Origin of the sequence: Micromonospora rifamycinica (genome assembly GCF_900090265.1) — a bacterium.
Lineage (GTDB): Bacteria > Actinomycetota > Actinomycetes > Mycobacteriales > Micromonosporaceae > Micromonospora > Micromonospora rifamycinica.
Map to the genome: position 1 here is coordinate 107887 of NZ_LT607752.1, position 15821 is coordinate 123707.

The window sequence follows — 15821 nt, forward strand, 5'->3', positions numbered from 1 at the left end:
ACGAACGAACGTGGAGGATGGGTTATGTCGGCGCCAGACGAGCAGATCGTCCAGGCACTGCGTGCCTCGCTGAAGGAGAACGCCCGGCTTCAGCAGGAGAACAGCGCGCTCGCCGCCGCAGCCGCGGAGCCTATCGCCATCGTCTCGATGGCCTGCCGGTACGCCGGTGGCATCCGTGGCCCCGAGGACCTGTGGCGGGTGGTGACCGACGGCACCGACGTCTACACCGGCTTCCCCACCGACCGCGGCTGGGACCTGGAGGGCCTCTACCACCCCGACCCGGACAACCCCGGGACCACGTACGTCCGCCAGGGCGCCTTCCTGCACGACGCCGCGCAGTTCGACGCCGCGTTCTTCGGGATCTCCCCCCGGGAGGCCCTGGCGATGGACCCGCAGCAGCGGCAGCTGCTCGAAGTGGCGTGGGAGACCTTCGAGCGGGCCGGCATCGACCCGCACTCGGTGCGGGGCAGCGACGTCGGGGTGTTCGCCGGGATCGTGCACCAGGACTACGCCCCCGACCTCAGCGGGTTCGAGGGATTCCTCAGCCTGGAGCGTGCGCTGGGCACCGCCGGTGGGGTCGCCTCCGGCCGGGTCGCCTACACGCTCGGGCTCGAAGGACCCGCGGTGACCGTCGACACCATGTGCTCGTCGTCGCTGGTGGCGGTGCACCTGGCCAGCCAGGCGCTGCGCCGGGGCGAGTGCTCGATGGCGCTGGCCGGCGGCTCGACGGTGATGGCCACCCCCGGCGGGTTCGTCGGCTTCGCGCGCCAGCGGGGGCTCGCCTTCGACGGGCGGTGCAAGTCGTACGCGGCGGGCGCCGACGGGTCGTCGTGGGCCGAGGGCGTCGGCGTGCTGCTGCTGGAGCGGCTGTCGGTGGCCCGGGAGCGGGGCCACCAGGTGCTGGCGGTGATCCGGGGCAGCGCGGTCAACCAGGACGGCGCGTCCAACGGGCTGACCGCGCCGAACGGCCCGTCCCAGCAGCGGGTGATCCGCAACGCGCTGGCCAGCGCCGGGCTCCGGCCGACCGACGTCGACACCGTGGAGGGCCACGGCACCGGCACCACCCTCGGCGACCCGATCGAGGCCCAGGCGCTGCTCGCCACGTACGGGCAGGGCCGGGATCCGCAGCAGCCGCTCTGGCTCGGCTCGGTCAAGTCGGTCATCGGCCACACCCAGGCGGCGTCCGGGGTGGCCGGTGTGATCAAGACGGTGCTGGCGCTGCGGCACGGGGTGCTGCCGGCGACCCGGCACGTGGACGCGCCCACCCCGCAGGTGGACTGGTCGGCCGGCGCGGTCGAGCTGTTGACCGAGGCGCGGGACTGGCCGCGCAACGGCCGTCCCCGCCGGGCCGGCGTGTCGTCGTTCGGCGCCAGCGGCACCAACGCGCACCTGATCCTGGAGGAGGCGCCCGAGGAGGCCAACCCGGCCCCGCAGGCGTCCCCGGCCGGGGTGGTGCCGTTGGTGGTGTCGGCGCACACCGCCACCTCGCTCGCGGCGCAGGCGCAGCGGCTGGCGTCGTTCGTCGCCGACACCCCGGCACCGCTGTCGCAGGTGGCCGGGACGCTGGTGGCGGGCCGTGCCACGCTGGGCGAGCGGGCCGTGGTGGTGGCCGGCTCGACCGACGAGGCGGTGGCCGGGCTCGGGGCGCTGGCCCGGGGGGAGAACGCCCCCGGCCTGGTGACCGGCTCCGGGACGCCGGGTCCGGTGGTGTGGGTGTTCCCCGGTCAGGGCACGCAGTGGGCCGGCATGGGCCGGGAGCTGCTGGACTCCTCCCCGGTGTTCGCGGCGCGGATCGCCGACTGCGCCGCCGCCCTGGAGCGTTGGGTCGACTGGTCGCTGGTCGACGTGCTGCGGGGGGACGTCGACCCGGCGGTGATGCGGCGGGTCGACGTGCTGCAACCGGCCAGCTTCGCGGTGATGATGGGGCTGGCGGCGGTCTGGGCGTCGGTCGGCGTGCAGCCCGACGCGGTGCTCGGCCACTCCCAGGGCGAGATCGCGGCGGCCTGCGTGGCCGGTGCGCTGTCGCTGGACGACGCGGCCCGGGTGGTGGCACTGCGCAGCCAGGCGATCGCCGGGACGCTGTCCGGGCGGGGCGGCATGGCGTCGGTCGCCCTGAGCGAGGACGAGGCGACCCAGCGCCTGGCCCGGTGGGCCGACCGGGTCGAGGTGGCCGCGGTCAACGGTCCGTCGTCGGTGGTGGTGGCGGGGGACGCCGACGCCCTCGACGAGGCCCTGGAGCTGCTCGACGACCAGGGTGTGCGGGTCCGCCGGATCGCGGTGGACTACGCCTCGCACAGCCGGCACGTGACGGACGTCCGCGACGCCCTCGCCGACGCGCTGGCCGGGATCACCGCGTCCGCGCCGACGGTGCCGTTCTACTCCACCGTGACGGGGGAGTGGGTTCGGGACGCCGGGGTGGTGGACGGTGGCTACTGGTACCGCAACCTGCGCCACCAGGTGCGGTTCGGGCCGGCGGTGACCGAGCTGCTGGCCCAGGGGCACGGCGTGTTCGTCGAGATCAGCGCGCATCCGGTGCTGGTCCAGCCGATCAGCGAGATCGTCGACCGGGCCGGCGGCGACGTGGTGGTGACGGGCTCGCTGCGGCGCGACGAGGGCGGCCTGCGCCGGCTGCTGACGTCGATGGCCGAGCTGTACGTCCGGGGCGTCGCGCTGGACTGGGCGGTGCTGCTGCCCGAGGGGGCGGGCGTGCCGCCGCTGCCGCTGCCCACCTACGCGTTCGACCACCAGCACTACTGGCTGCGGATGGGGGACTCGGCCACCGACGCGGCGTCGCTGGGCCTGGTCGGCGCCGACCACCCGCTGCTGGGCGCGGTGGTGCCGCTGCCGCAGTCGGACGGGCTGGTCTTCACCTCGCGGCTGTCCCTACGGACGCATCCGTGGCTCGCCGGGCACGCGATCGGCGGCATGGTGATCATCCCCGGCACGGTCTACGTGGACCTGGCGGTGCGGGCCGGCGACGAGTTCGGCTTCGGGGTCCTGGAAGAACTCGTGATCGAGGCGCCGCTGGTCCTGCCCGAGCAGGGCGGGGTGCGGCTCCAGGTCGCCGTCGGCGGTCCGGCGGAGACCGGGCTGCGTCCGGTCTCCGTGTACTCGCTGCGCGAGGACGGCACGGACACCTGGACCCGGCACGCCACCGGCCTGCTGGCGGCGACGCCGCCGACGACGCCGGTGGGCGGGTTCGACTTCACCGCGTGGCCGCCGGCCGGGGTGCGTCAGGTCGACATCGAGGGCTTCTACGCCGACCTCGTCGAGCGGGGTTACGCCTACGGGCCGGCGTTCCAGGGGCTGCGGGCGGTGTGGCGGCGCGGCGACGAGGTGTTCGCCGAGGTCGCGCTCCCGGACGACCAGCGGGAGGACGCCGGCAGGTTCGGTATCCATCCGGCGCTGCTGGACGCCGCCCTGCACACCAACGCCTTCGCCAACCCGGACGACGACCGGCGGGTGCTGCCGTTCGCGTGGAACCGGCTGGTGCTGCACGCCGCCGGAGCGTCCGCGCTGCGGGTCCGGGTCGCCCCGTGCGGGCCGGACGCGCTGTCGTTCCAGGCCGCCGACGACACCGGCGCCCCGGTCGTGACGATGGACTCGCTGGTGTCGTTGCCGGTCTCGGCCGACCAGCTGGAGACGGCGGCGCAGGAGAACCGGGACTCGCTGTTCCGGGTGGAGTGGACCGAGCTGCCCCCGGTCGCCGCCGCCCCCGCGTGGTCCTGGACGACGGTCACCGGCCCGGACGACGTGCCGGCCCTGACCCGCCGCGCGGCCGAAGCGCCGACGGCCGTCCTGCACGCGGTCGGTGACGACGAGGGGCCGCTGGCGTTGACCTCCCGGGTGCTGGCCGTGGTGCAGGCCTGGCTGGCCGCGGACGAGCTGGCGGACGCGCGTCTGGTGGTGGTGACCCGGGGCGCGACCCCGGCCCGGGACGGCGTGGTGGTCGATCCGGCCGGTGCGGCGGTCTGGGGTCTGCTGCGCGCCGCCCAGGCCGAGAACCCGAACCGGTTCGTCCTGCTCGACGCCGACCCCGCCGGCCCGGACCTGCTGCTGGGCCCGGCGCTGGCCAGCGGCGAGCCGCAGCTCGCGGTGCGCGGGACCACCCTCGCCACGCCCCGGCTCACGCACGCCGCGAACCAGGATCCGGGTGCGCCGGACGTGTTCCGGCCGGAGGGGACCGTGCTGGTCACGGGCGGGACCGGCTCGCTGGGCGCCATGATCACCCGGCACCTGGTGGGCCGGCACGGGGTACGCCGGCTGGTGCTGGCCAGCCGGCGGGGTCCGGCCGCCGACGGGGTGGCCGAGCTGATCGCCGAGCTGACCGCGCAGGGCGCGGACGTGTCCGCGGTGGCCTGCGACGTCTCCGACCGGGAGCAGGTCGCGGCCCTGGTGGCGGAGCACCGCCCGACGGGTGTGGTGCACATGGCGGGTGTCCTGGACGACGGCGTGATCGGCGCGTTGACCCCCGAGCGGCTGGCCGGCGTCTTCGCCCCCAAGGTGGACGCGGTACGGCACCTCGACGAGCTGACCCGGGACGCCGACCTCGACGCCTTCGTGGTCTTCTCGTCGGCCGCCGCGCTGATGGGCTCCGCCGGGCAGGGCAACTACGCCGCCGCGAACGCCTTCCTCGACGGGGTGATGGCCAACCGCCGGGCGGCCGGACTGCCGGGCGTGTCGTTGGCCTGGGGCCTGTGGGAGCAGAGCACCGGCCTGACCGCCCACCTCAGCGCCGTCGACCAGGCCCGGATGAGCCGGGGCGGCGTGCTGGCGATCACCCCCGACGAGGGCACCGCCCTGTTCGACCTGGGTCTGCGGGCAGACCAGGCGCTGCTGGTGCCGATCAAGCTCGACCTCAAGACGCTGCGTGCCCAGGCCGCCACCGGCACCGACGTCCCGCACCTGCTGCGCGGCCTGGTCCGGGTCAGCCGGCGGGTGGCCCGGGCGTCGGCCGGCGACAGCGGCGGACTGGTCCGCCGGCTCGCCGGGCTGACGCCGGAGGAGCAGGAGACCATCCTGGTGGGCATCGTCCAGGCCGAGGCGACCGGGGTGCTGGGCTTCAGCGGACCGGAGCTGGCGCAGGGCACCCGCACCTTCAACGAGATCGGGTTCGACTCGCTGACCGCGGTCGAGCTGCGCAACCGGCTGAGCGCGGCGACCGGGGTGAAGCTGCCCGCCACGCTGGTCTTCGACTACCCCACTCCGGTGGCGCTGGCCCGGCACCTGCGCACCGAGCTGGGCGACACGGTGGCCGGCACCACGACCACCGTCACCGTGCTCGCCGACCCGGACGAGCCGATCGCGATCGTCGGCATGGCCTGCCGGCTGCCCGGTGGGGTCACCGATCCCGACGGGCTGTGGCACCTGCTATTCGAGGGGCGGGAGGGGATGTCGCCCTTCCCCGAGGATCGGGGCTGGGACCTGGCGGGCCTGTTCGACCCGGATCCGGACCGCCCCGGGACCTCGTACACCCGGCAGGGGGGTTTCCTCCAGGGCGCCGGGCTGTTCGACGCCGGCTTCTTCGGCATCTCCCCGCGGGAGGCGCTGGCGATGGACCCGCAGCAGCGGCTGCTGCTGGAGGCCTCCTGGGAGGCGCTGGAGCGGGCGGGCGTCGACCCGACCGCGATGCGCGGCCACGACGTCGGCGTCTTCACCGGCGTCTCCATCCACGACTACCTGGAGTCGCTGAGCAACATGCCGGCGGAGCTGGAGGGCTTCGTCACCACCGCCACTGCCGGCAGCGTGGCGTCGGGCCGGGTGTCGTACGCGTTCGGCTTCGAGGGACCTGCGGTCACCGTGGACACGGCGTGTTCGTCGTCGCTGGTGGCGATGCACCTGGCGGCGCAGGCGCTGCGGCAGGGCGAGTGCTCGATGGCGCTGGCCGGTGGGGTCGCGGTGATGGGCTCCCCGATCGGCGTGCTCGGCATGTCCCGCCAGCGTGGCCTGGCCGAGGACGGGCGGGTCAAGGCGTTCTCCGCGACGGCGGACGGCACGGTGCTGTCCGAGGGTGTCGCCATCGTCGTCCTGGAGCGGCTGTCGGTGGCCCGGGAGCGGGGCCACCGGGTGCTGGCCGTGGTCCGGGGCAGCGCGGTGAACCAGGACGGCGCGTCCAACGGGTTGACCGCGCCGAACGGCCCGTCGCAGCAGCGGGTGATCCGCAGCGCGCTGGCCAACGCCGGCCTGACGCCGGACGAGGTGGACGCCGTGGAGGCGCACGGCACCGGCACCGCGCTGGGCGACCCGATCGAGGCGCAGGCGTTGCTGGCCACCTACGGCCGGGACCGGGATCCGCAGCGGCCGCTCTGGCTGGGGTCGCTGAAGTCGAACGTCGGGCACACCCAGGCGGCGGCCGGGGTGGCCAGCGTGATCAAGATGGTGCAGGCGCTGCGGCACGACACGTTGCCGCCCACCCTGCACGTGACCGAGCCGACCCACCAGGTCGACTGGTCGATGGGGGCGGTCGAGCTGCTCACCGCGGCCCGGGAGTGGTCGCCCGACGGCCGTCCGCGCCGGGCGGGGGTGTCGTCGTTCGGCATCAGCGGCACGAACGCCCACCTGATCCTTGAGGAGGCGCCGGCCGAGGTGATCCCGGACGCCGCCCCGGAGGAACCGGCCGGCGGCGTGGTGCCGCTGGTGGTGTCGGCCCGCAGCCCCCGCTCCCTGGCGGGTCAGGCGGGCCGGCTGGCGGCGTACCTGGAGCGGGCCGACGGGGTGCCGCTCACCCGGGTGGCGGGCGCGCTGCTGTCCACCCGGGCGGTGCTCGGCGACCGGGCCGTGGTGGTGGCGGGTTCGGCCGAGGAGGCGACGGCCGGGCTGGGCGCGCTGGCCCGGGGCGAGACCCCGGCCGGTGTGGTGACCGGCAGCGTCCGTGCGCCGGGCAGGCTGGTGTGGGTGTTCCCCGGCCAGGGGACGCAGTGGGTCGGCATGGGCCGGGACCTGCTGGACGCCTCCCCGGTGTTCGCCGAGCGGATCGCCGCGTGCGCCGCCGCGCTGGCGCCGTGGGTGGACTGGTCGCTGCCGGAGGTGTTGCGGGGGGAGTGCGACCCGGCGCTGATGGAGCGGGTGGACGTGCTCCAGCCGGCGAGTTTCGCGGTGATGGTGGGGTTGGCGGCGGTGTGGTCGTCGGTGGGTGTGGTGCCGGATGCGGTGGTGGGTCACTCGCAGGGTGAGATCGCGGCGGCCTGCGTGGCGGGCGCGCTGACCCTGGAGGACGCGGCCCGGGTGGTGGCGCTGCGCAGCCAGGCCATCGCCGCCGAGCTGTCCGGCCGCGGCGGCATGGCCTCGGTCGCGCTGAGCCAGGAGGAGGTGCTCGCCCGGCTGACGCCGTGGGGCGACCGGGTCGAGATCGCCGCGGTCAACGGCCCCTCCTCCGTGGTGATCGCGGGCGACGCCGAGGCGTTGGCCGAGGCCGTAGCGGCGCTGGGCGGCCGGCGGGTGGCGGTGGACTACGCCTCGCACACCTGGCACGTCGAGGACATCGAGGACCAGCTCGCCGAGGCGCTGGTCGGGATCGACGCGCACGCCCCGGCGCTGCCGTTCTACTCCACCGTCACCGGGAGCTGGATCCGCGAGGCCGGGGTCGTCGACGGCGACTACTGGTACCGCAACCTGCGCAACCAGGTGCGGTTCGGCCCGGCGGTCGCCGAGCTGATCGACCAGGGTCACCGGGTGTTCGTGGAGGTGAGCGCGCATCCCGTGCTGGTCCAGCCGATCAGCGACCTGGTCGACGGCACCGAGGCCGAGGTCCTGGTGACCGGCACCCTGCGCCGCGACGACGGCGGCACCCGACGGCTGCTGACGTCGATGGCCGAGCTGTTCGTGCACGGGGTGGCGGTCGACTGGACCGCCGTGCTGCCGCCGGTCACCGGCCGGGTGGACCTGCCGACGTACGCGTTCGACCACGAGCACTACTGGCTGCATCCGGCGGTGGCGGCGGACGCGGCGTCGCTCGGGATGGCCAGCGCCGACCATCCGATGCTCGGCGCGGTGGTCCGGCTGCCGCAGTCCGACGGCCTGGTCGCCACCTCGCGGTTGTCGGTGCGGTCGCACCCGTGGCTGGCCGGGCACACCGTCGGCGACGTCGTGGTCGTCCCGGCCGCCGCGCTGGTCGAGCTGGCCGTGCGCGCCGGTGACGAGGCGGGCTGCCCGGTCCTCGACGAACTGGTGGTCGACACCCCGCTCGTGGTCCCCGCCCACGGCGGCGTCCGGGTCCAGGTCGCCCTGAGCGGACCCGGCCGCGACGACACCCGCACGGTGGACGTCTACTCGCTGCGCGAGGGGACCGCCGACGAGGTGTGGACCCGGCACGCCACCGGCCTGCTGTCGCCCACCCCCGGCACCCCGGAACCGTTCGACTTCACCGCCTGGCCGCCCCCCGGCGCGCGGCCGGTCGACCTCGCCGGACCGGCCGACGACGACCACCCGTACGGCCGGGCGGTACGGGCGGTGTGGCGTCGGGGCGAGGAGGTGTTCGCCGAGGTCGCCCTGCCCGAGGAGCAGGCCGCGGAGGCGACCGGGTACGGCCTGCACCCCGGACTGCTGGACGCGGCCCTGCACCCGGCCCTGCTGCCGGCGGCGGACGGCGTCGACGCGTCGCCGCGGCGACCGCGGGACTGGCACGGGCTGGTGCTGCACGCGGTGGGCGCGTCGACGCTGCGGGTCCGGCTGGTGGAGATCGACGCCGACACGGTGTCGCTGACCGCCGCCGACGACACCGGCGCGCTGGTGGTGACCGCGGACTCGCTCGGCCTCGGCGCGCTGTCCGTCGCGGCCACCGCCGGGGCCGGCACCCGACCGGTCGACTCGCTGTTCCAGGTGGAGTGGACCGGGCTGCCCGACGCCGGGGCGGTCCCGACACCGGCCTGGACCACTGTCGACACCGCTGACGACGTCACCGCCCTGACCGACGTACCCCCGGCCGTGGTGCTGGACGCGACCGGCGGTGGTGACCCCCTGACGGTGACCGCCCGGGTGCTCCAGGTCGTCCAGGCCTGGCTCGCCGGGTCGGGGCCGGAGGAGTCACGGCTGGTGGTCGCCACCCGCGGTGGCGTGCCCGCCGGGGACGGCGCGGTGCCGGACCCGGCCGGGGCGGCGGTGTGCGGCCTGGTGCGGGCCGCCCAGGGTGAGAACCCGGACCGGATCGTCCTGCTCGACCTGGACCCGACCGGCGACGCAGGCGCGGAGCCGGTCCTGGGTGCGGCCCTGGCCAGCGGCGAGCCGCAGCTCGCGGTGCGTGGGACGACCCTGTCCGTGCCCCGGCTCGCCCGCGCCGCCCGGGCGGCCGACGCCGATGCCGGGTTCGGTCCGCAGAGCACGGTGCTGGTCTCGGGCGCCGGCGCGCTGGGCGCCCTGGTCGCCCGGCACCTGGTGGACCGGCACGGTGTCCGCCGGCTGGTGCTGGCCAGCCGGCGGGGTACCGCCGCCGAGGGGGTGGCCGAGCTGGTCGCCGAGCTGACCGGGCGGGACGTGGACGTGGCCGTGGTGGCCTGCGACGTGTCCGACCGGGACCAGGTGGCCGCCCTGCTGGCGGAGCACCCGCCGACCGCGGTGGTGCACACCGCCGGGGTCCTGGACGCGGGCGTGATCGAGACGGTCACCCCGGAGAAGCTGGCCCGGGTGTTCGCGCCGAAGGTGGACGCGGTGCGGCACCTGGACGCGTTGACGCGGGGGCTGCCGTTGACGGCGTTCGTCGTGTACTCGTCGGTGTCGGCGGTGTTCATGGGTGCCGGTAGTGGCAGTTATGCGGCGGCGAATGCGTTCCTGGACGGGTTGATGGCGCAGCGGCGGTCGGTGGGTCTGCCAGGGTTGTCGCTGGCCTGGGGCCTGTGGGAGCAGAGCACCGGGATGGCGGCGAACACCGACGAGCTGACCCGGGCCCGGATGAGCCGGCGCGGTGGTCTGCAGCTGATGACGCAGGCCGAGGGGATGGCGCTCTTCGACGCCGCCCTCGGCGCGGAGCAGGCGTTGCTGGTGCCCGCGAAGCTGGACCTGCGCGGCGTCCGCGCCGACGCGGCGGCCGGCGGCGCGGTGCCGCACATGCTGCGCGGACTGGTCCGCGCCGGTCGCCGGCAGGCGCGGTCGGGTGCCGCCGGTGCGGGCCGCGGCCGGCTGGCCGAACGGCTGGCCGGGCTCTCCGCGGCCGACCAGCTCACCCTGCTGCTGGACCTGGTACGCGGTCAGGTGGCGGCCGTGCTCGGGCACTCCGGTGCCGGCGCGGTCCGCGCGGACGGGGCGTTCAAGGACGCCGGGTTCGACTCGCTCACCTCGGTGGAGCTGCGCAACCGGCTGCGCGAGGCGACCGGCCTGAAGCTGCCCGCCACGCTGGTGTTCGACCACCCGAGCCCGCAGGCCCTCGCCCGCCACCTGCGCGACGAGCTGGGCGACGGCACCCCGACGGTGACGACCCTGCCGACCGGGCCGGCCGCCGACCCGGAGGAGCCGATCGCGATCGTCGGCATGGCGTGCCGGCTGCCCGGCGGGGTGGCCGGGCCGGCGGACCTGTGGCGGCTGGTGACCGAGCGCCGGGACGCGGTGTCCGGGTTCCCCACCGACCGGGGCTGGGACCTGGAGGGGCTGTTCGACCCCGACCCGGAGCGTCCGGGCACGTCGTACACCAGCCAGGGGGGTTTCCTGCACGAGGCGGGCCTGTTCGACGCCGGATTCTTCGGCATCTCGCCGCGCGAGGCGCTGGCGATGGACCCGCAGCAGCGGCTGCTGCTCGAGACGTCCTGGGAGGCGCTGGAGGACACCGGGGTCGACGCCACCGCGCTGAAGGGCGCCGACGTCGGCGTGTTCACCGGCGTCTTCGGCCAGGGCTACGTCGCGCCGGGGGCCAGTGTGGTCACCCCGGAGCTGGAGGGCTTCGCGGGCACCGGCGGGTCGTCGAGCGTGGCGTCGGGCCGGGTCTCCTACGTCTTCGGCTTCGAGGGGCCGGCGATCACCATCGACACGGCCTGCTCGTCGTCGCTGGTGGCGATCCACCTGGCCGCCCAGGCGCTGCGGCAGGGCGAGTGCTCGATGGCGCTGGCCGGGGGCGCGACGGTGATGGCGAACCCGGGTGCGTTCGTCGAGTTCTCCCGGCAGCGGGGGCTGGCCGTGGACGGGCGCTGCAAGGCGTTCGCCGCCGCCGCCGACGGCACCGGCTGGGCCGAGGGCGTCGGCGTGGTGGTCCTGGAGCGGCTGTCGGTGGCGCGGGAACGGGGTCACCAGATCCTGGCGGTGCTGCGCGGCAGCGCGGTGAACCAGGACGGCGCGTCCAACGGGCTGACCGCGCCGAACGGGCCGTCGCAGCAGCGGGTGATCCGCAAGGCGCTGGCCAACGCCGGGCTCTCCCCGGCCGAGGTGGACACGGTGGAGGCGCACGGCACCGGCACCGCGCTGGGCGACCCGATCGAGGCGCAGGCGCTGCTGGCCACGTACGGCAAGGACCGGGATCCCGGCACGCCGTTGTGGCTGGGGTCGCTGAAGTCGAACATCGGTCACGCGCAGGCCGCCGCCGGGGTGGCCGGGGTGATCAAGGTGGTGCAGGCGCTGCGGCACGGGGTGCTGCCGGCGACCCTGCACGTGGACGCGCCCACCCCCGAGGTGGACTGGTCGGCCGGCGCGGTCGAGCTGCTGACCGAGGCGCGTGACTGGCCGCGCAACGGGCACCCGCGCCGGGCCGGGGTCTCCGCGTTCGGGGTCAGCGGCACCAACGCGCACCTGATCATCGAGGAGGCGCCGCCGCAGGAGGAGTCCCCCGCCCCCGAGCCGGTGACCCTCCCGGACGTGCTGCCCGTGCCGGTCTCCGCGCGCAGCGCCGCCTCGCTGGCGGCGCAGGCCGGCCGGCTCGCGGCGTACCTCGACGGGGCCGACGGGGTGCCGCTGGCCCAGGTGGCCGGGGCGCTGGTGTCCGGCCGGGCCGCGCTGACCGAGCGGGCCGTGGTGGTGGCCGGTTCCCGGGCCGAGGCGACGGCCGGGCTCACCGCGCTGGCCCGGGGCGAGGACGCGCCCGGCGTGGTCACCGGCCGGACGGGGGCGTCCGGCAAGGTGGTCTGGGTGTTCCCCGGCCAGGGCACGCAGTGGGCCGGGATGGGCCGGGCGCTGCTGGACGCCTCGCCGGTCTTCGCCGAGCGGATCGCCGAGTGCGCGGCCGCGCTGACGCCGTGGACCGACTGGTCCCTGATCGAGGTGCTGCGCGGCGAGGCCGCGCCGGACCTGCTGGACCGGGTGGACGTGCTGCAACCGGCCAGCTTCGCCATGATGGTCGGCCTGGCCGCGGTGTGGCGGTCGTGCGGGCTGCGGCCGGACGCCGTGATCGGGCACTCCCAGGGCGAGATCGCCGCCGCCTGCGTGGCCGGCGCACTGACGCTTCAGGACGCGGCCCGGGTGGTGGCGCTGCGCAGCCAGGCCATCGCCGCCGAGCTGTCCGGCCGCGGCGGCATGGCGTCGGTCGCCCTGAGCGAGGAGGAGGCGGTGGCCCGCCTCGCGCCCTGGGCCGACCTGGTCCAGGTCGCCGCGGTCAACAGCCCCACCTCGGTGGTGGTCGGCGGCGACGCGGCGGCCCTCGACGAGGCGCTCACCGCGTGGGAGGCCGACGGGGTACGGGTCCGGCGGGTGGCGGTCGACTACGGTTCGCACACCGTCCAGGTGGAGCAGATCCGCGACCTGCTCGCCGAGACGCTGGCCGAGGTGCGGGCACAGGCCCCGACGGTGCCGTTCTACTCGACGGTGACCCGCGAGTGGATCCGCGACGCCGGGGTGGTGGACGGCGGGTACTGGTACCGCAACCTGCGCGGTCAGGTGCGGTTCGGGCCGGCCGTCGGGGACCTGCTCGGCCAGGACCACGGCGTCTTCGTGGAGGTCAGCGCCCATCCGGTGCTGGTCCAGCCGATCAGCGAGATCGTCGACGACGCCGACGTCGTGGTGACCGGATCGCTGCGGCGCGACGACGGTGGCCTGCGGCGGCTGCTGACCTCGATGGCCGAGGTGTACGTCCGGGGCGTGCCGGTGGACTGGACCGGGCTGCTGCCCCCGCCGCCCCCGCGGCTGGAGCTGCCGACGTACGCCTTCGACCACCGGCACTACTGGTTGCGGCAGCCCAGCGGCTCCGCCACCGACGCCACGTCGCTGGGGCAGGTGGCGACCGACCACCCGCTGCTCGGCGCGGTGGTGCACCTGCCGGCCTCGGACGGTCTGGTGTCCACCTCGCTGCTGTCGGTGCGCTCGCATCCGTGGCTGGCCGACCACGCGGTCGGCGGGGTGGTGATCCTGCCCGGCAGCGGGCTGGTGGAGCTGGTCGTGCGCGCCGGTGACGAGGCCGGTTGCCCGGTGCTGGACGAGCTGGTGGTGGAGGCGCCGCTGGCCCTTCCCGAGCAGGGCGGGGTGCAGGTCCAGGTGGCGCTGAGCGGGCCGGGCGCGAACGGCACGCGCGGGGTGGAGGTGTACTCCCGGCGCGACGGCGGCCCGGGCACCTGGACCCGGCACGCCGTCGGTGTGCTCTCCGCGACGCCGGGCGGCGGCACCGGCTTCGACTTCACCGCCTGGCCCCCGCCGGGCGCGGAGCCGGTCGACGTCGGGGACTTCTACCTCGACCTGGCCGAGCGGGGTTACGGCTACGGACCCGCCTTCCAGGGCCTGCGGGCGGTGTGGCGGCGCGGTGACGAGGTGTTCGCCGAGGCGGCCCTGCCCGAGGACCTGCGCCCGGAGGCCGGCCGGTACGGCGTCCACCCGGCGCTGCTGGACGCCGCGCTCCAGGCCGCCACGGCCGGTGCCCCGGGTGAGCAGCCGGGCGAGGCGGTGCTGGCCTTCGCGTGGAACGGGTTCGTCCTGCACGCCGAGGGTGCGACGGCGCTGCGGGTCCGGCTCGCGCCGCAGGGGTCGCAGACCCTGGTCGTCGAGGCCGCCGACGAGACCGGCGGACCGGTGCTGACGATGGACTCGCTGGTGTCCCGGCCGGTGTCGGCGGCGCAACTGGGGGCCGCCGGGCACGACGTGCGGGACGCGATGTTCCGGGTGGACTGGACCGAGCTGCCCGCGACCGCCGCCGAGCCGGTGCCGGCGTGGACGTCGGTGTCCACCGCCGACGACGTGACGGCGCTGGCCGGGGGCGACGGGTCGCCGACGGTGGTGGTGCTCGACGCCGACGGCGGCGCCGGTCCGCTCGCGGTGACCTCCCGGGTGTTGGCGGTCGTGCAGGCGTGGCTGGCCGAGCCCGGGTTCGAGGAGGCCCGGCTGGTCGTGCGTACCCGGGGGGCGGTGCCCGCCGGGGGCGACCACCTGGTCACCGATCCGGCGGCCGCGACGGTGTGGGGTCTGGTCCGGGCCGCCCAGGCGGAGAGCCCGGACCGGATCGTCCTGCTGGACGCCGATCCCGCCCCCGGGGCCGACCCGGACCTGGCGCTGGTGGCCGGTGAGCCGCAGCTCGCGGTGCGGGCGGGCCGGCTGTGCGTGCCCCGGCTCGCCCGGGCCACCGAGCCGCTCCGGGACGACGCCCCGGACGTCTTCCGGCCCGACGGCACGGTCCTGGTCTCCGGTGCCGGCGCGCTGGGCGCGCTGGTGGCCCGGCACCTGGTGGACCGGCACGGGGTACGACGGCTGGTGCTGGCCAGCCGGCGTGGCCCGGCCGCCGACGGGACGGCCGAGCTGGTCGCCGAGCTGACCGCGGCGGGCGCGGACGTGTCGGCGGTGGCCTGCGACGTCTCCGACCGGGACCAGGTCGCGGCCCTGCTGGCCGGGCACCCGGTGACCGGTGTCGTGCACACCGCAGGGGTGTTCGACGACGGTCTGGTCGGCGGGCTGACCCCGGACCGGTTGGCCGGGGTGTTCGCCCCCAAGGTCGACGCGGTACGGCACCTCGACGAGCTGACCCGGGGCCGGGACCTGGACGCGTTCGTCGTGTTCTCGTCGGTCGCGGGTGTGGTCGGTGGCGGCGGCCAGGGCAGCTACGCGGCCGCGAACGCGTTCCTGGACGCGGCGATGGCGCACCGCCGGGCGGCCGGTCTGCCCGGGCTCTCGCTGGCCTGGGGCCTGTGGGAACGCAGCGTCGGGATGGCCGCCCACCTCAGCATCGTCGACCACGCGCGGGCCAGCCGGGGCGGCGTGCTGGAGCTGAGCCGGGCCGACGGGCTGGCGCTGTTCGACGCGGCGTTGCGGACCGACCAGGCCCTGCTGGTGCCGATCCGGCTGGACCCGCAGGCGATGCGGGCCGACGTCGCCGCGGGCGGCGCGGTGCCGTCGCTGCTGCGGGGACTGGTGCGCGCCGGCCGGCAGCAGGCCCGGGCCGCGGTCGCGTCGCAGGACTCGCTGGCCCGCCGGCTCGCCGGGCTCGTCCCGGCCGAGCAGGAGGCGCTGCTGCTGGATCTGGTACGTGGCCAGGTCGCGGCGGTGCTCGGGCACACCGACCCGCAGGACGTCCGGGCGGACGTGGCCTTCAAGGACGTCGGGTTCGACTCGCTGACCTCGGTGGAGCTGCGTAACCGGCTGCGCGAGGCGACCGGGTTGAAGCTGCCCCCGACGTTGGTCTTCGACTACCCGAACCCGTCGGCGCTCGCCCACCACCTGCGCACCCGGCTGCGCCCGGAGGACACCGCGCCGGCAGTGGAGCGCGGCGTGGACGAGGCGCGGTTGCGGCAGGCCCTCGCGTCGGTCCCGTTGGCCCGGCTGCGGGCGGCGGGGCTGGTCGACGCGCTGCTCGAACTCGCCGTCACGGACGAGCCGGACGACGGTGCCGTGGCGGAGCGGGAGGTCGGCGACCTGGACGTCGACGACCTGGTGGAAATGGTGCTCGGCGGTGAGTAGTCCGGGGTGGTCCGGCAGTGGCTTGCGAGGAATGGGAGACC

The 15821-nt window shown here is 76.1% G+C and carries 1 protein-coding gene; it reads left to right on the top strand.

Annotation, left to right across the window (positions count from 1 at the left end):
- The first annotated feature begins 24 nt into the window (after window positions 1–24).
- A complete protein-coding gene (locus tag GA0070623_RS00360; RefSeq protein ID WP_089003839.1) occupies window positions 25–15780 on the top strand; it encodes a type I polyketide synthase in 15756 nt (5251 codons plus the stop codon).
- The last annotated feature ends 41 nt before the right edge of the window (window positions 15781–15821 follow it).